The 24,454-nt window shown below is 43.3% G+C and carries 24 protein-coding genes and 3 pseudogenes; 7 read left to right on the forward strand and 20 right to left on the reverse strand.

The window, feature by feature from the left end:
• Positions 1-46 precede the first annotated feature (46 nt).
• The 3 genes from ONE56_RS04770 to sodB all read right to left on the reverse strand — a co-directional run bounded on the left by ONE56_RS04770 (position 47) and on the right by sodB (position 2,234).
• Positions 47-730, reverse strand: a complete 684-nt coding sequence (locus ONE56_RS04770) for an SDR family oxidoreductase (RefSeq protein WP_041156503.1) — start codon at positions 728-730, stop codon at positions 47-49.
• 183 nt (positions 731-913) lie between these two features.
• On the reverse strand, positions 914-1,417 hold the full coding sequence (locus tag ONE56_RS04775) for a VC2046/SO_2500 family protein (protein WP_423840321.1): 504 nt from the start codon (positions 1,415-1,417) through the stop codon (positions 914-916).
• Between the two features lie 232 nt (positions 1,418-1,649).
• Positions 1,650-2,234, reverse strand: a complete 585-nt coding sequence (sodB, locus tag ONE56_RS04780) for a superoxide dismutase [Fe] (RefSeq protein WP_041156505.1) — start codon at positions 2,232-2,234, stop codon at positions 1,650-1,652.
• Between the two features lie 287 nt (positions 2,235-2,521).
• Between sodB and ONE56_RS04785 the strand changes: the two genes are divergently transcribed.
• Complete coding sequence (locus tag ONE56_RS04785; RefSeq protein ID WP_423840322.1) at positions 2,522-2,857, forward strand: Grx4 family monothiol glutaredoxin; 336 nt, start codon at positions 2,522-2,524, stop codon at positions 2,855-2,857.
• 495 nt (positions 2,858-3,352) lie between these two features.
• Positions 3,353-3,718, forward strand: a complete 366-nt coding sequence (locus ONE56_RS04790; protein WP_423840323.1) for a Rap1a/Tai family immunity protein — start codon at positions 3,353-3,355, stop codon at positions 3,716-3,718.
• Between the two features lie 29 nt (positions 3,719-3,747).
• Here the strand turns inward: ONE56_RS04790 and ONE56_RS04795 are convergent.
• Positions 3,748-4,770, reverse strand: a pseudogene (locus ONE56_RS04795) (phage integrase).
• A 244-nt stretch (positions 4,771-5,014) separates the two neighbouring features.
• Here ONE56_RS04795 and ONE56_RS04800 point away from each other — a divergent pair.
• From ONE56_RS04800 to ONE56_RS04810, 3 genes are all read left to right on the forward strand, one after another.
• Complete coding sequence (locus tag ONE56_RS04800; protein WP_423840324.1) at positions 5,015-5,803, forward strand: hypothetical protein; 789 nt, start codon at positions 5,015-5,017, stop codon at positions 5,801-5,803.
• A 245-nt stretch (positions 5,804-6,048) separates the two neighbouring features.
• The gene (locus tag ONE56_RS04805) at positions 6,049-7,602 is read left to right on the forward strand and encodes a ParB N-terminal domain-containing protein (protein ID WP_423840325.1); all 1,554 of its coding nucleotides are present in this window, start codon (positions 6,049-6,051) and stop codon (positions 7,600-7,602) included.
• A complete protein-coding gene (locus ONE56_RS04810; RefSeq protein ID WP_054576253.1) occupies positions 7,602-8,489 on the forward strand; it encodes a DNA adenine methylase in 888 nt (295 codons plus the stop codon). The genes ONE56_RS04805 and ONE56_RS04810 overlap by 1 nt, the downstream gene beginning before the upstream one ends.
• 26 nt (positions 8,490-8,515) lie before the next feature.
• Here the strand turns inward: ONE56_RS04810 and ONE56_RS04815 are convergent, their stop codons facing one another.
• The 5 genes and pseudogenes from ONE56_RS04815 to ONE56_RS04835 all read right to left on the reverse strand — a co-directional run.
• Positions 8,516-9,331 carry a hypothetical protein gene (locus tag ONE56_RS04815; protein ID WP_423840326.1) on the reverse strand — a complete coding sequence of 272 codons (816 nt, stop codon included), beginning with the start codon at positions 9,329-9,331 and terminating at the stop codon, positions 8,516-8,518.
• A gap of 6 nt (positions 9,332-9,337) precedes the next feature.
• A complete protein-coding gene (locus ONE56_RS04820; protein WP_423840327.1) occupies positions 9,338-10,774 on the reverse strand; it encodes a DUF3696 domain-containing protein in 1,437 nt (478 codons plus the stop codon).
• A gap of 28 nt (positions 10,775-10,802) precedes the next feature.
• Positions 10,803-10,952: pseudogene (locus ONE56_RS04825) on the reverse strand (chromosome partitioning protein ParA); the annotation flags it as partial.
• A complete protein-coding gene (locus ONE56_RS04830) occupies positions 10,945-11,775 on the reverse strand; it encodes a hypothetical protein (RefSeq protein WP_423840328.1) in 831 nt (276 codons plus the stop codon). The pseudogene ONE56_RS04825 and the gene ONE56_RS04830, both read right to left, overlap by 8 nt.
• 29 nt (positions 11,776-11,804) lie before the next feature.
• Positions 11,805-12,029: pseudogene (locus ONE56_RS04835) on the reverse strand (chromosome partitioning protein ParA); the annotation flags it as partial.
• Positions 12,030-12,400: 371 nt separating this feature from the next.
• Here ONE56_RS04835 and ONE56_RS04840 point away from each other — a divergent pair.
• Positions 12,401-13,033 carry a DsbA family protein gene (locus ONE56_RS04840; protein ID WP_423840329.1) on the forward strand — a complete coding sequence of 211 codons (633 nt, stop codon included), beginning with the start codon at positions 12,401-12,403 and terminating at the stop codon, positions 13,031-13,033.
• Between the two features lie 144 nt (positions 13,034-13,177).
• On the opposite strand, the gene ONE56_RS04845 is transcribed toward ONE56_RS04840, so the two are convergent.
• Positions 13,178-14,503 (reverse strand): Na+/H+ antiporter family protein, encoded by a 1,326-nt coding sequence (locus ONE56_RS04845; RefSeq protein WP_041156508.1) that lies wholly within the window; start codon positions 14,501-14,503, stop codon positions 13,178-13,180.
• A 21-nt stretch (positions 14,504-14,524) separates the two neighbouring features.
• Positions 14,525-15,169, reverse strand: a complete 645-nt coding sequence (gene rnt / locus ONE56_RS04850) for a ribonuclease T (RefSeq protein ID WP_041156509.1) — start codon at positions 15,167-15,169, stop codon at positions 14,525-14,527.
• Positions 15,170-15,453: 284 nt separating this feature from the next.
• On the opposite strand from rnt, the gene motY reads away from it, so the two are divergent.
• On the forward strand, positions 15,454-16,335 hold the full coding sequence (gene motY, locus ONE56_RS04855) for a flagellar protein MotY (protein ID WP_041156510.1): 882 nt from the start codon (positions 15,454-15,456) through the stop codon (positions 16,333-16,335).
• Here motY and ONE56_RS04860 read toward each other — a convergent pair.
• The 9 genes from ONE56_RS04860 to rsxA all read right to left on the reverse strand — a co-directional run bounded on the left by ONE56_RS04860 (position 16,332) and on the right by rsxA (position 24,317).
• Positions 16,332-16,766: a DUF2753 domain-containing protein gene (locus ONE56_RS04860; RefSeq protein WP_041156511.1), complete on the reverse strand. Its 435-nt coding sequence runs from the start codon at positions 16,764-16,766 to the stop codon at positions 16,332-16,334. The two genes, motY and ONE56_RS04860, sit on opposite strands and share 4 nt — an antisense overlap.
• Before the next feature lie 148 nt (positions 16,767-16,914).
• Positions 16,915-17,331, reverse strand: coding sequence for a lactoylglutathione lyase (gene gloA / locus ONE56_RS04865; RefSeq protein WP_041156512.1), 417 nt, complete (start codon positions 17,329-17,331; stop codon positions 16,915-16,917).
• 32 nt (positions 17,332-17,363) lie between these two features.
• Positions 17,364-18,005, reverse strand: coding sequence for an endonuclease III (nth, locus tag ONE56_RS04870; protein ID WP_041156513.1), 642 nt, complete (start codon positions 18,003-18,005; stop codon positions 17,364-17,366).
• 65 nt (positions 18,006-18,070) lie between these two features.
• Complete coding sequence (locus tag ONE56_RS04875) at positions 18,071-18,763, reverse strand: electron transport complex subunit E (RefSeq protein WP_041156514.1); 693 nt, start codon at positions 18,761-18,763, stop codon at positions 18,071-18,073.
• Positions 18,760-19,395, reverse strand: a complete 636-nt coding sequence (rsxG, locus tag ONE56_RS04880; protein ID WP_041156515.1) for an electron transport complex subunit RsxG — start codon at positions 19,393-19,395, stop codon at positions 18,760-18,762. The genes ONE56_RS04875 and rsxG overlap by 4 nt, the downstream gene beginning before the upstream one ends.
• A 7-nt stretch (positions 19,396-19,402) precedes the next feature.
• Positions 19,403-20,449: an electron transport complex subunit RsxD gene (gene rsxD / locus ONE56_RS04885; protein WP_041156516.1), complete on the reverse strand. Its 1,047-nt coding sequence runs from the start codon at positions 20,447-20,449 to the stop codon at positions 19,403-19,405.
• Entirely contained in the window at positions 20,449-23,127 is a 2,679-nt protein-coding gene (gene rsxC, locus ONE56_RS04890; RefSeq protein ID WP_423840330.1) for an electron transport complex subunit RsxC, read from the reverse strand. The genes rsxD and rsxC overlap by 1 nt, the downstream gene beginning before the upstream one ends.
• A gap of 8 nt (positions 23,128-23,135) precedes the next feature.
• A complete protein-coding gene (gene rsxB / locus ONE56_RS04895; RefSeq protein ID WP_041156443.1) occupies positions 23,136-23,735 on the reverse strand; it encodes an electron transport complex subunit RsxB in 600 nt (199 codons plus the stop codon).
• A 3-nt stretch (positions 23,736-23,738) separates the two neighbouring features.
• Positions 23,739-24,317 carry an electron transport complex subunit RsxA gene (gene rsxA, locus ONE56_RS04900; RefSeq protein ID WP_041156442.1) on the reverse strand — a complete coding sequence of 193 codons (579 nt, stop codon included), beginning with the start codon at positions 24,315-24,317 and terminating at the stop codon, positions 23,739-23,741.
• Between the last annotated feature and the right edge of the window lie 137 nt (positions 24,318-24,454).

Below are 24,454 nucleotides of genomic sequence, written 5' to 3' on the forward strand. Positions count from 1 at the left end.
ATGAAAAATTATGGTCATCATAGGTATTAAACGGTCATCATAGGTATTAAACTTCCGTCGCAACCACTCGGCCGCTAAAGTACTCATTGGAAACGATGTAAGCGGTGTTTCTCACCAGTTCGTCTTGAACTTCTGACCAATGGGTTGCGTTTCGACCCTCTTTCGTTTGGCTGACCGAAGGAATAACGCCCCCCACGCGAATATTAAATGGCGTAAGTTCTTTAGCCCAACTGTGCGTAAACCCAGACACTAATGCCGCCACATTTTCAATGCCACTTAAATCTTCATGATTATCATGAGAGATGACGTTGACGATCACGCCTTTTTTATTCTCAGCGCGAAGCCGTTCTGCTCCTACCTGACCATAGGCATAAAGAAAACGAGTAGCAGACGACAAGTGGTCGATGTAGACATTCATCGGTTCGGGCGTCATCAACCCAGGCATGGGCGTGCTGGTCCAGCAATTGACGATGACGTCAGGAGCCTCACCCAGTTGTTCGTGTATTTTGTCAAACATCAGCTGAATAGAAGCGGGGTCATCGTCCAGTGCCTTCATCGCATACACATTGTCTGTAAAAGCACTGATTTGGTCGTAACTGGTGCGTAACGCATTGCTATCTTGATCGCATAAGATCAAAATCGCACCTAAATGCGCAAAGTGGCTGGCGCACGTTCGACCGATTACCGACCCGGCTGACGTAACGAGAATAATTGAGTCTTTAATGTCCATAACATCTTCACTGTATCCGTACATAAAGCAGTAGCTTGTTCGAACAGCATGGTTTAATTTCGCCACATCTAGTGTGAATGGCTTCAAACTAACGATGATATTGTTTAGGTAAAGTGCCGGAATTGGTAAAGGGTCACACTTCTAGAGCGAGGGAAGTGTAAGTGGAGGGGAAAAAGCCGATCTCTACACTTGTGCTTGAATATGGTATTGGCGCTGGGCAGTGACTAACTGATTGTAAAGATTGGCATCTGGGATAAGTTTTTTGTTTCGTTCCCCTAAACTGCGACGCTCATGACCGGATAGGTTGTGGTAAATCTCTTCGGGTAGGTTAAACGTGTCTTCAGGTAAATACGTCAGAGCATCCGGCTTTAGGTAATGACAAAGCTTTGCTGAGGGTAATCCCGAAGTTTGGAATTGCTTGGCTTGTTCTGCCGCCAACTCATAACTGCTGGTGTCTGAACGCAAAGCCTGAGGTTGAGAAAGGCTGAACTGCTGACGAAGGATATCGTCGCTTGTCTTAACGCTATCAACCTCTTCTATAGGCACCGCATCACGGACATCGTTCGAGAACATCGACAAAATCAACGCAAAATCCGCGCGACGACCTTCGTTAACCGCATGGTTGATACCATTGCCGATCTGAAGTTCGTTGATGACGCTCGCTTTGTCTAAAGTATGAATTTGCATGGTGTTCCTCTTGAGTTGCTTTTATAACGGCAGACTCAATAGAAACTTGAGCAAAAAGAAGTGACTACATTGAAAAAAAGCAAATAAGCGGGGGGAGGTCGATTGTCGAGAAAGCACCTGAGTGAACAATACGTCACTACAATATGGTTTTTACCTTACAGGCTAACCAATAAAAAAGCTCGCTAAAAATAGCGAGCTTTTATAAAGACTAAATTGAACTAGGGGAAGTGAATTACTTCGCTAGGTTCTCTGCAACGAAGTCCCAGTTTACAAGAGCCCAGAAGCCGTTCATGTAATCAGGACGTAGGTTGCGGTAATCGATGTAGTACGCGTGTTCCCACAGGTCAACAGTAAGAAGTGGAGTAACACCTTCTTCAGTTAGTGGAGTTGCAGCGTTAGAAGTGTTAACGATGTCTAGAGAACCGTCAGCCTTCTTAACTAGCCAAGTCCATGAAGAACCGAAGTTGTTGATTGCTGAATCAGTGAACTTCGCTTTGAATTCTTCAAAAGAACCGAATGCCGCGTTGATTGCATCAGCAACTGCGCCAGTTGGTTCGCCGCCTGCGTTTGGAGCTAGACAGTGCCAGTAGAACGTGTGGTTCCAGATCTGAGCTGCGTTATTGAATACGCCACCAGTAGAAGTTTTGATGATCTCTTCTAGAGTTTTGCCTTCGAACTCAGTACCAGGAATTAAGCCGTTAAGCTTCACAACGTAAGTGTTGTGGTGCTTACCGTGGTGGTAGTCTAGAGTTTCTGCTGAGATATGTGGTTCTAGTGCGTCTTTTGCGTATGGAAGTGCTGGTAGTTCAAATGCCATTACTCGATTCTCCGTTGATTTGAAAGGGGAGGCCCTTTCGATTGCTTCCAGTTTATTCTTACTTATATGTCATCGTAACGACTGACTTGCTAGTTATTTTAATAAAGTTTTTACTTTATTAAAAGCCATATATGAAAAAAATTTGAGCGACTAACAGTGCAAAATGCTGAATGAGTCGTCGATAAACTACTTTACTATAGACCTTATCAATTATATGGTTTTTATTCTGTGTTTATTGAGTAGAATGTGACAAATAAACAAAGTGAACATCTAGGAATGAGGAAGCGATGGAAACTATCGACAAAATCAAACAGCAGATCTCAGAAAACACGATTCTGCTGTACATGAAAGGCTCACCGAAACTGCCAAGCTGTGGTTTCTCTTCTCAAGCAGCTCAAGCGCTGATGGCATGTGGTGAAAAGTTCGCTTACGTAGATATTCTACAAAACCCAGATATCCGTGCAGAGCTACCAAAATATGCACAATGGCCAACGTTCCCTCAGCTATGGATTGAAGGTGAGCTAGTTGGCGGTTGTGACATCATTTTGGAAATGTACCAAAAAGGTGAACTTCAGCCTCTAATCAAAGAAGCCGCAGAGCGCGCAGAAGGTCAAGCTGAGTAATTCGTAAATACTCGCATTTGGCGATAAAATACAAAGGAGCCGCATTGGCTCCTTTTTCTTTTTTAGGTTAGTGGAATGAACATAAAGCTTTATTATGTGTCGCCACCTTGCCTAACCTTCCAAATTGTTGCTATCCCTTGCTACATATAGAGTATAAGTTACTCATCAATCCGATTGTGACCTATGAATAACGACAGAAGTTGACCTTTGCTACCATTTTGTCGCCATGCATTTATTCGAATTCTTTACTGCAATCTAAGGGGTTGAGCTCTCTGAAGCTTATGCTAAAAAGAATGATGAAGTACTTCATTCAGTGTTTATGGATACGACTCGCATTGCGAGTTTCGGTGTTTACCCATTGTTGCTGTAAATCTATGGATACAGTTTGATTTCTGCAAAGTCCCTGATCATATTGAGCAAGGGTCTTATACACTGAACACATCTATCGATACATGTTGACAATTTTACTGAGTTAATCAGTTTAACGGAGGAGTAATGAAAAGAATTAACCCTTATATGTTAAGTATTGCCATGATATTAACATTCTCGTTTCCTTCTTATGCCGATGGTAATGACTTGTTAGATAATTGCCTAGCAGCGGAGAATTTTATGGACACACAAGAAATGAACAATCCGTTTGGTATTGGTGTCTGTTTCGGGATGGTACAGGGCGTCAGGAACACTATGAGTTTTATTGGGAAGAATAAAGTAGTAGAAGCATGTCTTCCCGAGAATGGTATTACTAACGGACAAGCAACGCGAATCATAGTGTCATATTTAAAGAGAAACCCCGCGATATTGCATTATGACGAGGTGCTCTTGACCATGGCCGCTTTTGGCGAAGCATACCCTTGCAAATAGAACGCTATAAGCTTTTTAGTTCACAAGCACTAGATATCTAACGCTGTAAGCGGATTAAACCTCACGGCATCACTCAAATGGTTTGGTGAAAAGTGGGCGTAAATCATCGTGTGATCGATATGCTGATGACCGAGGATTTCTTTCAATACAAGAATGTTACCGCCATTGGTCATGAAGTGGCTCGCGAAGGTATGACGTAAAACGTGAGTCGCTTGTCCTTCTGGTAAATGGGGCAGGGCTTTAGTCAGCCATTTGTATGCCACGCCGTAACCGCAAGTGAAAAGCCGGTCATTGGTTGGCTTATAGAGTTGGTTATACAATTCTTCAGAAATAGGTACCGTTCTGTTCCGTTTGCCTTTGGTGTTGTTGTAGGTAATACGGTATTTCGTCAGGTTAGACCCCTTCAGATAAATCGCTTCTCTGATACGTGCGCCAGTCGCCAGGCAAACCTTATAAATCTTCGTTAGCTCATCGCCAATCGGGCTTTGTTGAGCCACTTCAAACAAGTGAAGAATCTCTTGTTCGGTCAGGAACGCAAGTTCGGACTCAGGCTTTTTGATTGCCTCAATACCATCAACCGGATTAGGCAGTTTCCACTCTCCAAGTTTTATCAACTTATTGAACAACGCTTTGAGCAACCCAAAATCAACATTATTCGAAGCAATGGAAAGTTCTTTGTGTTGTTAGCCACGACCTTTGTTAGAACGGCTAGAACGGTAATTAGAGAGTTGCTTGGAATTAAGGTGTGAAGCGATAGGGTTGCCTAAATCTGAAACCATGTTTTCAAGACGTAGGCGAGTATGAACACCGGACTTGAGATTCTTACCATGCAGCTTAAACCATAGTTCGACTAAATCAGATAATCGACGGTGATCAGGCTTGGACCCCAACCACGGCTTGTCATCCACTTCTTTCATTAGATGAAGCTCAAAAGCGGTCGCTTCACCTTTGGTCGCGAAGCGTTTACGAATGCGTTTACCTGCGCGGCCTTACGGATAGCACTCACAAAGCCAAGGTTTTTTACTGCCGTCTTTTAGATTTCGTATCGTCATAGCGAGATAAGTGTAACTGTTTTTATATACAGTATTTCTGTGTGATAGTTTTTGCAATGTTTAAGTTGACAATGAACGAACAGGGATGGCAAAGATATGGTTGGTTCTATCAGATGTGATTAAATAAGTTGTGTGGTTGAGTTTTTCTTATGAATTGTATGTCTATGCAAAAAATAGCATTATGAAGTCGTAAATCGATCATTTTGAAGGCTGTCGAGGGTTATATGATGTTTGGAGTTAGAAAGTGAATGTTGAACAAGAACCGGTGTCGGTTGGAGGAATGTTGAAACCGTATGGATACTTATTTCGGGTTGAAAATCTAATTCGGTCGCTGAACTTTTTTAGTGTCGTTGTAATTCTTGTCTATTTATATTCGATGTTTATCCACCCGTTTATTGAAGGAAAGTGGAGTTGGCAGTATGTACATGGCGTGTGGTACTCATGGCAGGCTCTTAATGTGGGCATGCTAGCTTTTGGCTCAAGCTTAATAGCATTTAACATATCTCGATATCACGTCACCAAACAGCTGGAAAGAGAATTTATAGCAGCTAAGGCTTTCTTGCCACAAGCGCTCAATGAATTATGTGACTACTTTAGAAAAAGCGCAAAGGTACTGAGTGAGGCATATGAAAGCTCGAAAGAACCTCAGCGCAAGAGAAATGCTCTAAAGGTTGAAATACCAGACACACCTGAGCGCCATATCCCTGTTTTCAAAGAATGTATAAAATCGGCAACGCCGGATGTAGCTGAATATTTGGCAAAAGTTTTAATGTTACTACAGATACATGATTCAAGAATGCAGGTAATTAGGACAGAAGGGGTTGGTAATCCTTCATATAGAAAGTCATGTTTATATTCATTAGCGAAGCTTCAAGTATTGGTGGATGGGTTGTTTGACTTTGCTAGAGGTGAGGAGCCATTTTCTGATTGTAAATTAACGACAGAAAAATTTTCTAACGCATTAGCTGCTCTAAGTTTGAGTGTGTCTATACGTGATGAACTAAAAGAGCACGTCGAAAGCAAGCAGCAGTAGTTAAGTTTGTTCAAGACAAGGGATGATATTTCTACAATTGAACGACAGAGGTAAGTCAAGTTAGGGCATGCTCTCTAGCTTGACGCGGTACTTATACCAAAACTGTTGTTATATACAGTATTAGTCTTTGATAATAGTCAAATTTTGCTCCAAATGTAAGCAACCCTTCTCAAATGAGCATTAAGGTGCTTAACATACTCGTTTTATATGAATATCATACCCGTAGACATATAGCTTGAGGTTTAATGGAAGTGGTTGGTAACAAAAATAAATGGTGGGAAAAGCGTACTCCCCGTTCGGTTGACTATCTGAAACTCTGGAAAGAAAACCCCCGTTTTGACACAGCAGAGAGCCAATCGAGAATAAAGTTAGCTGATTTTGCCGAAGAAATTATCAGTGAGCCTTCAGACAAAGCGAGCTTTTTTGAGCTAATTAAATCGATCATCAAACTCGGCTTTATGGATTTTGAGCCTATTGTTGTTTGGAAAGACGAAACCGATCGCTATATTGTTGCGGAAGGAAATCGCCGTATTTTGGCTCTCAAGCTGCTGCGAAATCCAGAGAAAGCACCTAAGTCAATTCGTAAGTTCATTTTGCAGCAGTCAAAGCTCATTGATCGAAACGACATTGAAAAAGTGCATGTGTGTGTAGCACCAAACATAGAAGCAACACGCTGGTATGTTTTACAACGTCATTCTACTAGCTCTATTCAGAAGCCGTGGCAGCGTTTGCAGCAACAACGTTTCATTGTGAGTTTGTATGATGAGTACGATCACGATATTGATAAAATCATAGCAGTGACAGGTTTTACTCGTTCTGTGATAATTCAATCACTTCGATATGTTCAACTACGTGACTTAGCCACTCGTAAACAAGTTACGGACTTGATGAGCGAGGAAGAAAAAGAGCTAATTTATAGCAACAGCATATCTATGACTATTCTCGAGCGTTGGTTTGCGAGTGAGTCAGTTCGAGAGCGTTGGGGTGTTCAGTTTGATGGAATGAAAGTTAAGATTACGTCGAATGAAGATAGCTTCCTTCATGCGTATGGTAAATTTCTTAAACTAATGTTCAATATCGAACCTAATGACTTAGACTTTGCAGTGAACACTCGTTCGATACCAGAACGGAACGAAAGTATATTTGCTGTACTTCCAGAGGTTACTTTCCCAGAGAATAGCAAAGAAAAGGTACTGTCAACATCGATAGACTCACCAGAAAAAGCTGAATCTAACAGTTCTGGCAATGTTACGGAACCTAAAGCTGAAACAATAAATAACGTTAATGAGCAAACGGGTGTTTCTGACTCTACTCAAATTAAGATAGACGTACCAGTTAAGCTTAAGAATAATAGACTTCGAATGGTCATTCCCCAAACGACGATTAAAGTGCATAGCGCAAAACTCAATAGTCTGTTTGCTGAGCTAAAAAAAGTGCCAGTGCATCTTTATACTCATTCGGCATCTATAACTCTTCGCGTGTTTCTTGATCTTTCAGTCGATGATTTTATTCGTCGAAATGAATTAGAAAAGCTTGTGGCCAAACAATATAGCAAAGACTACAATCATACTATCCTGCAGCAACGTCTTAAGTTTTTGTGCGATAGTCATGTGAATGAATCTCAAGCAAACAAGGTTATCAGCAAGCTACTTCAACCAAACAATGAACATAGTTTGGATACGTTGAACAGTTACATGCATGGGCACGAAACTCATAAAATTGATTATAGATTTGTAAATGGCTTTTGGGATATGCTTACGCCCCTGCTGAAAGTCCTGATTGAATTGAAGGAAAGATAATGTTTTATTCACCGCTAAGGTATCCTGGTGGTAAGTCCAAGCTTACTGCATATGTCGTGGAAACTCTTAAGCTCAATGGACTTGAGGGTGGAACGTACGTGGAGCCATTCGCCGGTGGGTGCGCAATCGCATGGTATTTACTTTTAGAGGGGCATGTCGAGAATGTATGGGTTAACGACTTAGACCCCGCAATTCATGCTTTTTGGTATAGCGTGTTAAATCGCACTGATGAGCTTTGTCAGTTGATAGAAAATACCGACGTTACAATAGAAGAGTGGTACAGACAAAAGGAAGTTTATTCCAATGACAAGACCAACTCTCTTCAACTGGGGTTTGCAACGTTTTTCTTAAATAGAACAAACCGTTCAGGGATCATTAAAGCGGGTGTGATCGGTGGCCTTGAGCAAAATGGTAACTACCTACTAGACTGTCGATACAACAAAGAAAGACTGATTGAGCAAATTAGGGCTATTGCAGCACGTAGAGAAAATATAGTTTTAACCAATGTCGACGCTACATTGTTTATTGATGAATACCTACCTGACATTGAAGGCCCATGCCTCGTTAATATCGACCCGCCTTACTATATTAAAGGCAAAGGTCTTTACCAAAACTTCTTTGAGCATGATGATCACTACCGTCTTTACCGTAGTGTGAGAAATATTCAGCATCCTTGGATTGTGACCTATGATGATACTCCTGAGATTGCTGGTATATATGCAGAGTTTGAACCACAACCATTTGGCCTAACATATACAGCGCAGACCAAACGTAAAGGCTCTGAACTTATCATCCATAGCCCAAATATCCATAAGGTACTGTTTAAACCTGATATCTCATTTAATGAACTAAGAAAGTTAAAAAATCTTGGTAAACCATTAAAGTAATAAAAAGGCTCCGATAGGAGCCTTTTTTATTCGCCGTCCAATTCCCTGGCTACTGCATTAGGTATCTCTGCACGAGTGACAGGGTAGGGATGGAATACGAGCCCGTTAGTTACACGGAAAGCGTAATATTGTTGATCTTGTTCCCCATAGGCATATCTAACTCGATGTTCATTTTGCTCCTCATACGACGACTGTTCTAATAGTTCTTGCATCATTTCTTGGTCTTCATGAGGCATTTTCGAGCCCCAACCACTTATTGGGTGATGCTTTCGAGAGAACTCACAAATGAGCTTATTGTCATTTAAATAGGTGTTTACTCTGTCGAATGTATTGAATAGTGGTCGAGGATCTTTACCCGCTTCTTCCCCTTCATCATTGAACTTAGTTAGAGTTACATTATCAATTTTCAAGGGGTTAAACGAAATTACAGGATACTCTTTGATATTGTATAGACAGCTAGATGAATAGTTACGTATATCCCATGTGACTTGATCATGGGCAGACATCAGGCTGGGTAAGCAACTAACGGTATCTAGTAAGCTATCAATATCTTGCTCATCCAGTTTTAATCCATTACTCATCCATTTTGTAACGGCCTGAGTTACCTGAGTAATAAAGTCACGACTGTTATTCCAATGGCCATTTTCTAAGCTTTCAAATGGATAATAATTAAGAATTTCCATTATAAAGTCTTCAATCAGAGCTAACTGGATATCATCTGTCGATTCAATTTCAAGCAGTTGAATTACGTCATTAATAACATCATCATATAGATGAGGGTTGTTGATGAAATGCTCTTCGTTCCAGATTAACGTTGAAGGTTCTAGATAAAATATATGCATCTTCGATCACTCTGACTTACTTCTTAACTGCTTCTTTTTGGATACTTGAGCTTTTAATATTGCTCGAACATCTTGATCGTACTGATCAAAAAAACCAGCAGGCCATAAGTCAAAGTTGCCTAATTCATCAAGAGACATTTTTGTATATTTAGTACCTTCGCTGTCTTCTGAATACTCAACGAAAATTAGATTAATGATTTTTTCAAGCCCGTCGGTTGATTCTGCTACTCTTCTTCTCATCCGTGTAATCAAATGATCGCTGTGAGTTTCAACGATGGTAGATACACCTCTCCTATGCAATGCGCTCAAAAAGTCAAATAATTTAGCCTGAACAGTTGGATGCAAATGAATTTCCGGCTGCTCTAAAATTAATATACTATTCTTAGGCAAAGCCATGCTTTGGACAATGATCGGTAGTATTTGGCTTATCCCAAAACCGACATTATTGATTGATACTTTGGTTTTACTATTTGGAAGAGATAGCTTGACTTGATAAAGAACGCCTTTTTTATCTTTGTCTAGGCTAATGTCTGAAGCCAAGTTAAAAAAGTCACAAATCCAGTACCTTGTGCTTGAAAGGATGGATGCATTAGTGACTTTATTACTATCAAATTTGTAATATTCAATTTTATTATTCTGGTTTCTTGCCAAAAATTGTGGAGTAAACTCTCCCCGAGTCCCAACCAGAGAACTTCCAGAGTCTTCAAAGTAATAGTAATTTCTTGGTGACTCCCTTAACGGTCCAATATAGCTTATACTTTTGAAAATTTTAGATATACTTGAATAAAGTATATCTAAAATTGGTAGTCTAAGATAATAATTAACATCATTATTAATACACTTGAAATTACTTCTATCTAATATGAAGTTGCCTACACTAATATTCAATGAAAAATCAAGTTTATTTATGTTAGGGTTATTATCAGTAATTTCGAAGAAATGATTGAAGTTATCAGAAACTATTAACTTGAAGGACTCTCCTCTAGTACGACTAAGGATTAGGGTCTGCTCAATACCTTCTTTGTCGTAAATAGAGATATTAATTGAGTGTATATAATTTCGGCTACCAATGCTTTGCCTCTTCGATTCTAATTCTACAGTATAGACAACCTTATCTACTTGTTGAATCCGACCTCTAGATCTATGCAACAAATATTTATTTGTACTTAGTTCATCTTTAGATAGGATAAATGAGAACTTCATTCGTCCTTCATTAATGTTCTTAGACGTTACATCTTCAAACCTACCTAAAGAAAGGTAAGGTTTGTTGAACTTCAACGATTCACTTTCATGACGGTCTTCAATATTCTGTTTTAAGAATAGTAAAGCATGAATTAAGCTAGACTTACCACCACTATTCTGGCCAGATATTATATTTATATTATCTAAGTCAAACTCTTGCGTGTTTGTTATCGCTTTAAAGTTTGTGATTCTTAGTTTCATCTCATTTTCCTAGACAACCAATTAATAATTATTCTTTTCTTAATGTCACCGCCACGCGGCCAATTACTTTTATATCTTCTTCTGATATCTCAACCGTCGAGTTGCCAAACACGACTGCTAACTTGTTTGGTGATCGTTGAATGTGGTTGATAGATAGACGTCCACTCATACTAAACAAACGCCTCGCCAGTCTCGACATTGCATATACCAGTGATTCGGTCTGCTCTGAACGTGCGAATAGAATTTCTCATCAAACAGAAAGCTTTCACGTATGTATCGCCATTGGCGTTCTGCTCAATTTTTTTTAAAACAATCTCACGGTCAGATACTTTCCCTGCAACGTCCTTATAGTTCATAAAGTATTGAGCTCCTAGATCTAGCTCATTAAGAAATGATAAGCCGGATGATTTATCTATATTGATTCGCTTTCCGGTTTTCGGCTCAGGTTTCTTCTTCGGTTTTTGGTTGGCTTGTTCGCGTTCCTCGAACCCATCACAGAAATCGGTTAGAAGGACAAATAGATGAAGAGCTTCATCGTTGTCGAGTACTTTGTCTTCTAGGTAAAGTTCAACAGTTGCTGCCAGCTCTTTAGTTTTCGGGTCTTCTTTCGATTCAGGGTAGCGCTTAAACCATGCACGCAGCTTTTTTGATTCTTCTAGATCAACAACGTCATCTTCTAGAATCTTATTGGCTACATTATAGAGCGCTTTTTCTCTGCGTGGTGTTAGTGTTTCAACTTCAGAGCTTTCAGACGCGATTGATTTTTGAGGTGCCACTTTTGTAGTAGACACAGGTGAAGCCTTTTTACTAGGTGTTATCGCGACCTTTTCGTAATCAATACCAATACGTTTGCAGAAGTCTTTTTGTTGTTCGACGTCGTAACCCTTGCTATTTACATACTCCCTAAACTTTTCGGGATCTCTCATCGCTTTTTTAGACGAATGAACGAAATAAACACCTATAGCAATAATTACTATTAAACCAAAACCAATGAATTCCATTGTGTTCTCCTAGACAACCAGTTTAATAATTATTCTTTTCTTAATGTCACCGCCACGCGGCCAATTACTTTGATATCTTCTTCTGATACTTCAACCGTCGAGTTGCCAAAAACGACTGCTAACTTGTTTGGTCATCGTTGAATGTGGTTAATGGGTAGACGCCCATTTATATCAATCAAATACTCTCCACTCACTGCAGCGTTTTGTTTTTTATCTACCAGAACGCGGCCTTCGTTCGTTTCGATTTCAGTTATGCTGCTGGCTTGTTGAAACTGAAGGTGTTTTAGCATGTGCTTACACCCAATCTAAGTGACCGATTGACATAAACATAAGCGTATCATCATCTTAGCGAATAGGGTAGCGCTACTCAGTTCATATGTGACTTATGTGTAAGAGGTGAGCTTATTAGCTGTGAACGAATCGAGCGTATCTCTGTGCAAAGCGTTCTTTGAATGGATGATGTGAGTAAACAAACACAAATGTGGTACTATCCATTTTTACACGATGTTTGTATTAGGGAAGTAAGAAACTGACTCCCTGATAATCGACAGAAGCGCTGGTTTTTATTAGGTCGCCGCTTTGCTGTGAGTGTTTAACTAATTGATTTATAGGTTTAAATATTTAAGTGGATATCAAGCTTTACTACGTACATGACCCGATGTGCAGTTGGTGTTGGGGTTACAAGCCAACCATCGAGAAACTGAAACAGCAGCTGCCAGGCGTGATTCAATTCGAGTATGTGGTGGGTGGGCTTGCGCCTGATACGAATATGCCAATGCCACCAGAAATGCAGCAGAAGCTTGAAGGCATTTGGTCGCAGATTGAACGTCAACTGGGGACTAAGTTTAACTACGATTTCTGGAAACTGTGTACGCCAGTAAGAAGTACTTATCAGGCTTGTCGCGCCGTGATTGCGGCGGGGTTTCAGGACTCGTATGAGCAGATGTTAGAAGCCATTCAACACGCTTACTATTTACGAGCGCTGCCGCCACATGAAGAAGCCACCCACTTGCAGTTAGCCAGAGAAATCGGGCTTAACGTCCAGCAATTTAAAAATGATATGGATGGGACACTCTTAGAGGGCGTATTCCAAGATCAGCTTAGCCTTGCGAGAAGCTTAGGGGTGAATTCGTATCCGAGTTTGGTCCTGCAGATTAACGATGCGTACTTCCCGATCGAAGTGGATTACTTGTCGACAGAATCTACCCTTAAATTGATTCGTGAACGTATCTTAGAAAATTTGCCAGAACAAGAGTGAGCGATAACGCTTAGCTGAACATGACCAAACGTTATGATTTTATCAAACGTTAAACAAAGAAAAGCCGCTGAAGTCAGCGGCTTTTTTGTCTCTATATTTTGTCAATAGTACTGGTTTTGCCAATAGCGACTGGCAAATAGTGTTCTACAGCACCATTGCTGCAATCCAACCGAAAATAATCAGTGGGACGTTGTAGTGTAAGAACGTAGGTACCACGGTTTCCCAAATGTGTTCGTGCTGACCGTCCGCATTCAGGCCTGATGTTGGACCTAACGTTGAGTCAGAGGCTGGTGAACCCGCATCGCCCAATGCTGCTGCTGTACCGACAAGCGCGATAGTTGCCATCGGTGAGAAGCCAAACGCCAATGAAAGCGGCACGTAGATGGTGGCGATAATTGGGATGGTTGAGAACGAAGAACCGATCCCCATCGTGACCAATAGACCAACAACCAGCATTAACAGAGCCGCTAGCGGTTTATTGTCGCCGATGCTGGTGGATAGAGCTTGTACCAGAGTTTCCACGCCACCGGTCTCTTTCATTACCGCAGCAAAGCCGGCAGCCGCAATCATGATGAAGCCGATCATCGCCATCATGTGTACACCACGAGTAAACACGTCTTGTGTTTCTTTCCAAGCGATAACGCCACCAAAGGTGAACACCATAAAGCCGCCTAGGGCACCGATGATCATAGAGCCGGTATAAAGTTGTACGCTGAGTGCGGCAATGATACCGATCACGGCAACGACAATGTGCTTCTTATTAATCGTGTGGTCGGTTTCATGAATGACGGTTAATTTTGTCTCTTCGTAGATGCGTGGTTTACGGTAGCTGACAAAAATAGCAATTAGCAAACCAAATACCATGCCTGCGCCTGGTAATAGCATCGCAGTAGGGACTTGGCTTGCGACGACGTTTACTAACCCATTATCATGCAGGTTCTTTAACAAGATATTGTTTAAGAAAATACCGCCAAAGCCGACCGGTAGAACCATATATGGCGTAATAAGGCCAAATGTTAGAACACAGGCAATCAAACGGCGGTCTAGTTTAAGTTTCGCAAATACGCCCAAAAGAGGTGGGATCAAAATTGGAATAAAGGCGATGTGAACCGGAATAACGTTCTGAGAAGACATGGTTACTAGTACCAACGCGACAAGTACAGCGTATTTTAAACCAGTCGTTGACGCAGAGTGCTCTTTGCCGTTAATACGTTTGATAACGTTTTTGGCCAAAAGGTCTGTGATGCCAGATTTCGAAATTGCCACAGCGAACGTACCAAGCATTGCGTAGCTTAATGCGATAGTTGCACCACCACCAAGACCGCTTTCAAATGCAGCGACGGTATCACCTACGCTCATACCTGCGACAAGGCCACCAACGATGGCACTAAACGTGAGGGCGACCACCACGTTGACGCGCATCAATGCTAATACGAGCATGACGCAAACAGAGATAACAACAGGGTTCATACTTTTCCTAATATGTTAAGATTATTCTTGGTCAACAAGCGGCCAGCCGCCTAAGGCCTTCCATTTGTTAACGATGCCACAGAATAATTCTGCAGTTTTTTGTGTGTCGTAAAGCGCGGAGTGCGCTTCGCGATTGTCGAATTCCATCCCTGCTGTTTTGCACGCTTTGGCAAGCACAGTTTGACCATAAGCAAGGCCACTGAGTGTGGCGGTGTCAAATGTGGCAAATGGATGAAAAGGGACTCTCTTTAGTTTGCAGCGTTCATTGGCTGCATTAACAAAACTCAAGTCAAAGGCCGCATTATGGGCGACCATTATCGCTCTCGAACAGTCGGCCGCTTTTTGCTCTTTGCGGATCAGTTTATAGATCTCTTTTAACGCTTCTTGTTCGCTAACTGCGCCACGTAATGGGCTGAATGGGTCACGAATACCATTAAATTCAAGTGCTTCTTTCTCTAAGTTCGCACCTTCAAAGGGCTCTACATGAAAATGAATGGTGGAGGCGGGATGCAATACGCCATCTTCGTCCATGCGAAGAGTGACAGCGCATATTTCTAAAAGTGCATCTGTCTGAGCGTTGAAACCTGCTGTCTCAACGTCAACAACCACAGGAAAATAACCACGAAAACGCTTTTTCAAGGTAAGAGCTTCATTTTCTATTGTCATGTTTACTTATATTAGTGTGACGAAGGCTGCATTATTGCAGATTCTAGTGATGAGAAAAACCGCAAACTAAAAGAATTACTTAATTCTCGTTAACCTTGTTTCAAAAATTAGAACCGTGGATTACTTACGTTTTATCACTCTGTCGCTCGATATTGAATCTCGCTTTATTTTCTGTTTTAACTGCCATCCTCTCTTTGCTGGTAAGGATTTTGCATCTTAGGCTGCAGAGAGTTCAATTGATTAATGTAAGCGGCAATCGACTGCCGCCGAGAGACCAGACGTAAATGAATAAATGGCTTATAACAACTGGCATGATGTTTTCGTTGTTCAGCGCCAATAGCTACGCGGCGTTGGGGAAACGGTACATCGCGACACCGCAGCAATCGCAGTGGGAAATGGTTGTGAACACTCCGCTAGAATGTCGGTTGGTTCATCCAATCCCAAGCTTTGGGGATGCGGTGTTTTCTTCACATGCGAGTAAAAAAATCAATTTGGATTTCGAATTGAAAATGCGCCGTCCTATGGGGGAAACGCGCGATGTCAGTTTGGTCTCTCTACCACCGCCTTGGCGTCCTGGTGATCGCGCTGACCGCATTACCAATTTGAAATTTTTTAAGCAGTTTGATGGTTACGTTGGTGGGCAAACCGCGTGGGGGATACTTTCTGAACTGGAAAAAGGCCGCTATCCAACATTCAGCTATCAAGATTGGCAAAGCCGTGATCAACGAATTGAAGTGTCGCTCTCCTCGGTTCTATTCAAGTTCAAATATAATGCGTTCAGCGACTGTATTTCTAATTTGCTCCAGTACAGCTTTGAAGATATTGCGTTCACGATTTTACATTATGAACGACAGGGTGATCAGTTGACTAAAGCATCGAAAAAACGACTCTCTCAGATAGCCGATTACGTTAGATACAATCAAGACATTGATCTTGTGCTGGTGGCCACTTACACGGATTCGACAGATGGAAAAAGCGAAAGCCAAAACTTGTCTGAAAGGCGTGCCGAGTCGCTCAGAAAATATTTTGAGTCTTTAGGTCTACCAGAAGATCGAATCCAAGTTCAGGGATACGGCAAACGACGACCGATTGCGGACAATGGCTCGCAGATCGGAAAAGACAAGAACCGTCGTGTCGTGATTTCTCTGGCCCGAACGCAAGTCTAATTTAAGCGGAACTTAGCGATGATCTCGCAGTTCGTCGCCGTATCGATTTTTTCGACTTGTTGCGCGATGACTGGGTTTGGATGACGCTTCATAAAGTCGATGAGTGCTTTGGTACAGCAACCAATAGACTCAATAAAACTTGCGCAATCTTTATTTGGGCATTGAGGGATGAGCGTGAGCACTTTTTCTGAGGCAAGCTGTAAGTATTTTAGTTCGTATTCGGTATCCCCAGCCCAGCGCCAGAACTGCGCCAAGTTGTGACAAGAAATGACAGATATCAGTAGTCTTTCATCTGCCTCTATCTCTATGCATTCACTGATATCTTCACTTAGGTTAAGTGCTTGTTGGTAGTGAAGAATACTCCGTATGGGATCATCGAGTTGTAAGGCGGTGTCTGCCAAAAGTGTATGTTTTTCCCATTCACTGATCATTATTATCGTCCTAGCCGTGGATGTTGCGGATAAAACTAAACGATAATTATTATCAAGTAAAGTGTTTTGTTTATAAACCGTCCATAAAAAAATAGGCAGATCTTTGATCTGCCTATTATCGTTATCAGTGTATGATTAATTCGTCTGATTAGCCTTCAAGACCTGCTGAAGCTTGTTTGTTCTGAATCAATTCAATCATGTAACCATCAGGATCTTTGACGAACGCAATGTGTGTCGTGCCGCCTTTCACTGGACCTGGTTCGCGAGTGACGTTACCGCCGACGGCTTTGATGGCATCACAAGTCGCGTAAATATCATCAAATCCAATTGCGATATGACCATAAGCGTTGCCAAGATCATACTCACTGGTGCCCCAGTTGTAGGTCAGTTCGATCACTGCACCTTCAGACTCGTCGCCGAAGCCCAGAAACGCCAGTGTGTATTCATATTCTTTGTTTTCGTTTGTACGAAGAAGCTTCATTCCCATGACTTCTGTGTAGAATTTGATGGACTTGTCCAAGTCACCAACACGTAGCATGGTATGTAGAATTCGACCGTTTGACATTATTTGCTCCTAGCTTTCGTTTGCAGATAGCGCTAACTATCTGGGTAGACTTTCTCTTTAAACTCACACAAATCTTCAATGATGCAGCTACCGCAGCGTGGCTTTCTGGCCAGGCAGGTGTAACGACCATGAAGAATTAACCAGTGGTGTACGTCAAGTTTGAACTCTTTCGGTACCACTTTCAGTAATTTTTGTTCTACGTCGTCAACGGTTTTACCCATCGCAAATTTTGTGCGATTTGAGACTCGGTAGATGTGCGTATCGACGGCAATCGTTGGCCAGCCAAACGCGGTGTTGAGAACCACATTCGCAGTTTTACGGCCAACACCAGGCAACGCCTCCAGTGCGGCACGATCTTCCGGTACTTCACCATTGTGCTTTTCCAGCAAGATCTTACACGTTTTGATGGTGTTTTCTGCTTTTGAGTTAAACAGGCCAATGGTCTTGATGTACTCTTTTAACCCGTCAACGCCTAAGTCTAGAATCGTTTGCGGGGTGTTCGCGACAGGAAACAGCTTATCCGTTGCTTTGTTGACGCTCACGTCGGTTGCCTGTGCAGACAACAGTACCGCGATTAATAACTCAAATGGCGAGTCCCAGTTGAGCTCGGTTTGAGGGTTGGGGTTGTTTTCTCGTAATCGTTCTAGGATTTCAATTCTTTTTATTTTATTCATTGCTGACTTCCAATACCGTCTATGCGGTTTATGAAAAAGACCCTCATTTACAGGGCCTTTAATTTTTATGCGTTGGTCACGCGAGCGCGCTCTATTGTCGGCTTTTCTTCTTTTGGCTGACGTGCCTGAATGGCACTATCAATAATATTTTTTAGAGCAATCAGCAATCCAACACCAATAAATGCGCCTGGTGGGAGTAGGGCAAGTAGGAAGCTGCTATCAAAATGGAAGATTTCGATTCGCAGCGATGATGCCCAATCACCGAGCAGCAAGTCAGCGCCATCAAATAACGTGCCGTTACCGATTACTTCTCGCATTGCGCCTAATACGACCAACACACTGGTCATGCCCAAACCCATCCACAAGCCATCAAGTGCGGCAGGTAAGACATCGTTTTTAGAGGCATACGCTTCTGCTCGACCAATAATGATACAGTTGGTGACGATCAATGGAATGAAGATGCCCAAAGACAGGTATAAACCGTAAGCGTAGGCGTTCATTAATAACTGAACACAGGTTACCAGTGAGGCGATGATCATTACAAATACGGGAATACGGACTTCTTTTGGAACGTAATTACGAATAAGAGAGACGGTCACGTTGGAGCTAACCAATACCAATAGCGTTGCGATGCCAAGACCAAGGGCGTTAGTGATCGTCGATGAAACAGCGAGTAGGGGGCATAAGCCCAATAGCTGGACTAACGCTGGGTTATTGTCCCACATGCCATTTTTCATCAGTAATTTGTTGTCACTCATTCTTGGCCTCCTGCGCAATTTAGGGGCTGGTTGAGAATATCGTCACGAGACTTATTCACATAGTTTACCGTGTTTCTTACTACTTTGACGACGGCTCTTGGTGTAATGGTTGCTCCGGTAAACTGATCAAAATCGCCACCATCTTTGCGTACTTTCCATGAATCCCAATTCTCTTCCGTCACTTCTTTGCCAGTAAAACCGAGGATCCAATCCGTTATACGTAGATCGATTCTATCTCCTAACCCTGGCGTTTCTTGGTGGCTTAATACGCGGGTACCAAGAATTTTTCCTTGGTTATCAATGCCAGTAATGACTTTTATCTCCCCGTTGTAGCCGTCGGGTGCGATGGATTCGATCGCAATCGCTGTTGGTTCATCACCTTGTTTCGCGATATAAGCTGGCATCGCATGCAATGTACCAAGCTCTGGTGAAGATACCAGGGTACACGCTTGAGTCAGCGCATTGTCGTGCATGGTTTTAGGTATAACTTGGTTAAGAACAGATAACAACTGTTTCTGTTCTTGACGTTGTATTTGATCTTCGGTCAGGTATTGAGTCAATGCCACCAAACCAGTGGTTGCACACGCAAAAATTGCGAGTGTCAGGCCATTTTTTCTAATTGCAGTTAACATGTTTTCCTCAGTGACCGTAAGTTCTAGGTTTGGTGTAGTAATCGATAAGAGGTACACACATATTCGCGATTAAGACGGCGAACGCGACACCGTCGGGGAAACCACCCCAACTACGAATCATAAAGACTAACGCGCCAATCAATGCACCAAAAATCAGACGACCTTTTACCGTTGTCGAGGCCGAGACTGGATCGGTGGCAATGAAAAAAGCACCAAGCATGGTGGCACCAGAGAATAGATGAAATACGGGTGAGGCGGTTTCTCCTGGTGTTAACAGGCTAAACACCAAACTAAATACAGCCAAACTCGCCAAGAAACCTGCAGGGATATACCACTGGATAATGCGTTTTTTGATCATGACGATGCCGCCAAGCAAGTAAGCAAGGTTTACCCATTGCCAACCAATACCTGCAAAACCACCAAAAATAGGGCTTGAAAAGACTTCACTCGGTGTCGCGCCACCACGAATCCCCGTTTTAAACGCGTCAAGTGGGGTTGCCATTGTCACGCCATCAATACCAGCTCGTACTTGCTGCAAAGATAACCCATCGGAATCGAAGCCAGTAAAAATGAGTGACAGTGTATCCGCGAAGTTAACCTGATCAGGTATAAGTGATGTCGGTGCACTCCAACTGGTCATTTGAACAGGGAAGGATATAAGCAGCACAACATAGGCGACCATCGCGGGGTTAAACAGGTTTTGCCCCAGGCCGCCATACAAATGTTTAGCAATGACGATCGCGAAGATTAAGCCAATCACTACTATCCACCAAGGAGACCAAGGTGGGATAGCGACGGCAAGTAGCCAAGCAGTGACGATAGCACTGTTGTCACGTAATGCACGTAGCGGCGAACGTTTGCGAGCTATCATCACAAGTGCTTCCAGTGATAGCGCAACGGCGATGGCAAAAATCAATTGGATCAGCGTCCCCCAGCCAAAAAAATACGTCTGAGCGGCTAAACCAGGAATCGCACAAAGGGCAACCCACTTCATCAGGTCGGGCGTGCTGCGTCGGCTGTGGGTATGCGGTGAACTCGCAATAAAAAACGACATTACTCGTTCTCCTCAGTATTGTTCTTATTGGCGTTTTGTTGCGCTTTACGCGCTTTGGCACGGGCAATGGCAGCAGCAACAGCGGCTTTCTTCGGATCGTCTTCTGGCTTAACAGGTGTGCTTTCTTCTTCTGCTTCGGCGTCTGTGGTTTCAGCGGATGCTTGTTCCTGAGAAGCTTGTTGCTGCGCTTTACGCGCTTTAGCACGGGCAATGGCAGCAGCGACGGCAGCTTTTTTCGGATCGTCGTCTTGTTTAGCCGGTGTGCTTTCTTCTGTTTCAACGGTTGTTGTCTCAGAGGAAGCTTGTGCTTCGGTTGCCTGCTGTTTTGCCTTGCGCGCTTTGGCACGGGCAATGGCAGCAGCGACGGCAGCTTTTTTCGGATCGTCGTCTTGTTTAGCCGATGTGCTTTCTTCTGTTTCAACGGCTGTTGCCTCAGAGGAAGCTTGTGCTTCGGTTGCCTGCTGTTGTGCCTTGCGCGCTTTAGCACGGGCAATGGCAGCAGCGACGGCGGCTTTTTTCGGATCGTCGTCTTGCTTAGCCGGTGTGCTTTCTTTTGTTTCAACGGCTGTAGTTTCAGACGAAGCTTGTGCTTCGGTTGCCTGCTGTTGTGCCTTGCGCGCTTTAGCACGGGCAATGGCAGCAGCGACGGCGGCTTTTTTCGGATCGTCGTTTTGCTTATCTGGTGCACTTTCTTCTGTTTCAACACTTGTTGTCTCAGAGGATGTGTGTTCCTGAGTCGACTGCTGCGCTTTACGCGCTTTCGCCCGAGCAATCGCAGCGGCAACAGCGGCTTTCTTGGGATCACCCGTTTGCTCTACAGGTGTGACATCTGCTGTATGTTCATTGGGCGCTTGCTCGTCCGTTGTTTGCTGCTGCGCTTTACGTGCTTTGGCACGGGCAACCGCTGCAGCAACCGCGGATTTTTTGTCTTCAGATTTATCGCTGGAGGTATCGTTGCTTTGTTGTTCTTTTTCAGCTTTGCGTTCGCGAGCAAGACGTTTACGCTCTTCGCGTAATTTCATCATTTCACTATTGTCAGGTTCCGCTGAACCTGATTTTGCCGCCGCAGCTTGTTTCGCTTTTGCTTTTGCAATGGCCGCGGCTACCGCTGGTTTAACGGTAGGTTCCGCTTTCTCTGAGGAGTCTGCTTTTTGCGCCTTAACACGAGCAATTGCAGCTGCAATGGCGTCTTCTCCACCAGAGGACTTCATCTCTTTACGACGTTCATCCGCTGCTTTTTTGAATCGATTTTCACGCGCGGCTTTTTCTCGCTCTAAGCGCGCTTTCTTCTCTTCAAAACGCAACTTGGCACGTTCCGCCGCTTCTGCTTCTTGGGCTCGTGTTCGGATTTCCGCCTTGGCTTGGCGATAGTATTGAACCAGTGGGATTTCACTTGGGCAGACAAAGGCACAAGCGCCACATTCAATACAGTCTTTGAGATTAAGTTCTTCAAGTTTCTCGTATTCTTCAGACTTTGCATACCATTGAAGCTGCTGAGGAAGTAATGACGCTGGGCATACTTCGGCACATTGACCACATCGAATGCACTCCATCTCATATTGGTGAGCGGATATTTCCCGGCGAGTCGGTGCAAGTATGCAGTTCGCTGTTTTGGTGATCGGGACCTGAGAGTGGGGGAGCGTGAAACCCATCATCGGGCCGCCCAAAATGAGTCGCGGCAACTTTTTATCCGCTTTGTAGCCGAATTCATCCAGTAACGATTGAATTGGGGTGCCAAGCAAGGCCCACACGTTGCGTGGTTTCTTGAAGGTTTTACCTGTTAGCGTAACCACGCGTTCTATCATCGGTTCACCGTCAATGATGGCGCGCTTAATGGCGTACAGAGAACCCACATTTTGCACCAAAATACCGATGTCCGCCGGGATCAAGCCGACCGGGACCTCTTTATTGGTCAGAATTTTTATCAGCTGTTTTTCACCGCCTGATGGGTATTTCGTTGGGATAACACGAATAACAATATCTTTATTCAACGCTGCATTTTCGAGCGCTTTGATGGCTTGCGGTTTATTGTCTTCAATCCCGATGATCGTCAGTTTAGGCTTGAGGATATGCTCAACGACCTCAATACCTTGAATAATCTCGTCTGCATGCTCTTGCATGAGTTTGTCATCGGAGGTGATGTAAGGTTCACACTCGGCTGCGTTGACGATTAAAATCTCGGTTCGCGCAATGCCTGATTGAATTTTTTTTGCGGTCGGGAAACCAGCGCCGCCCATGCCAGAAATACCTGCAAGACGAATGATATCAATTAGCGAATCAGGTGAGTGTTCAACGTAGTTGGGGATTGGGTGTTTTTCGCACCAAGTGTCATGTCCATCCGGTATGATCACAATACACAACTCACTCAACCCTGATGGGTGAGCGACCGTTCTCGGTTCTATCGCGGAAACGTTCCCTGAAGTCGGTGCATGAACGGGCACAGTAAATCCCGTTTCTGATTGCGTGAGTGCTTGGCCTTTTAATACCGTATCACCCACCGAGACCAATAAGTTACCCGCTTTACCTATGTGTTGCTTAAGCGGTAAAACGATTTCTGATGGAAGCGAAGCGTGAACAAGTGGCTCTTGGTTTGATTGTTTTTTATTTTCTACCGGATGCACGCCACCCGGAAAGTCCCACAGCGAACCAGTACGAATTTGTTCAATTAAAGATACCATATGCAACCTTACTCAACTGAATCTTTCACGTTATCTGCTTGTTTTTCAGCAGCATCCGTAATGTTTAACACTGGGATGGTTTGAAGCTGCCATTTCCAGCTTTCTGTGGTGGTTGCCACAGGTATCATTTCAATACAGTCTGTCGGGCATGGAGCGACGCATAAGTCACAGCCCGTACATTCGTCTTTGATCACGGTATGAACGGCTTTTGTACCACCCACGATGGCATCTACAGGACAAGCTTGAATGCATTTTGTACAACCAATACACATGTCTTCGTGAATAAACGCCACCGTCGGTACTTTGCTCTCCAGATCGTGGGCCGACTCTTCCGGTTCAACGCCCATTAAGTCCGCTAATTTCTCAATGGTTGCCTGACCGCCTGGAGGACACTTATTAATATTGTCACCGTTGGCAATAGCTTGCGCATAGGGGCGACAACCTGGATAACCACATTGCCCACATTGAGTTTGAGGCAAAATGGCATCGATTTGATCGACAATAGGGTCCGCTTCGACTTTAAAGCGGATGGACGCAAAACCGAGTATCGCACCGAAAATTGCGGCAAGAGCGGCAAGCGCGATGATTGCAATTAGAATCGTACTCATTAGTTACTTCACCAAGCCAGTAAAACCCATAAAGGCGAGTGACATTAAACCAGCGGTAATCATCGCAATGGATGCGCCTTTAAATGGAATAGGAACATCTGCCGCGGCAATCCTTTCACGCATGGAGGCAAACAAAATTAATACCAGCGAAAATCCAACCGCTGCTCCGAAGCCGTAAATGATCGATTCAATAAAGTTATGATTTTCATTAATGTTAAGAAGAGCCACACCCAACACTGCACAGTTGGTTGTGATCAATGGCAAGAATATGCCAAGCAAGCGATAAAGGGTGGGGCTGGTTTTGTGTACAACCATCTCTGTGAACTGCACCACAACCGCGATCACCAAGATAAAACTCATGGTTCTCAAGTATTCAATGCCAAGTGGTCGCAGAATGTAGGTCTCTACTAAGTATGCACACACAGACGCGAGCGTTAGCACGAATGTGGTCGCTAAGCCCATACCAATCGCCGTTTCGAGTTTTTTGGATACGCCCATAAAAGGACAGAGCCCCAAAAACTTCACCAGTACAAAGTTGTTCACCAGCACGGTGCCGACTAACAACAAAACATATTCGGTCATAGTTATTACGTTCTTAAAATCCGATCCCAATATTATCGTGTTTTGTGACGCCAATAACAACCAGTGAACGGTGTGGTTTTATATTCATGGTGGAAAAACATACACAGATGTGAGTGATTTCGGCGTATTGATATCAA

It is taken from the genome of Vibrio mytili, from assembly GCF_049563345.1.
GTDB classification, from domain to species: domain Bacteria; phylum Pseudomonadota; class Gammaproteobacteria; order Enterobacterales; family Vibrionaceae; genus Vibrio; species Vibrio mytili.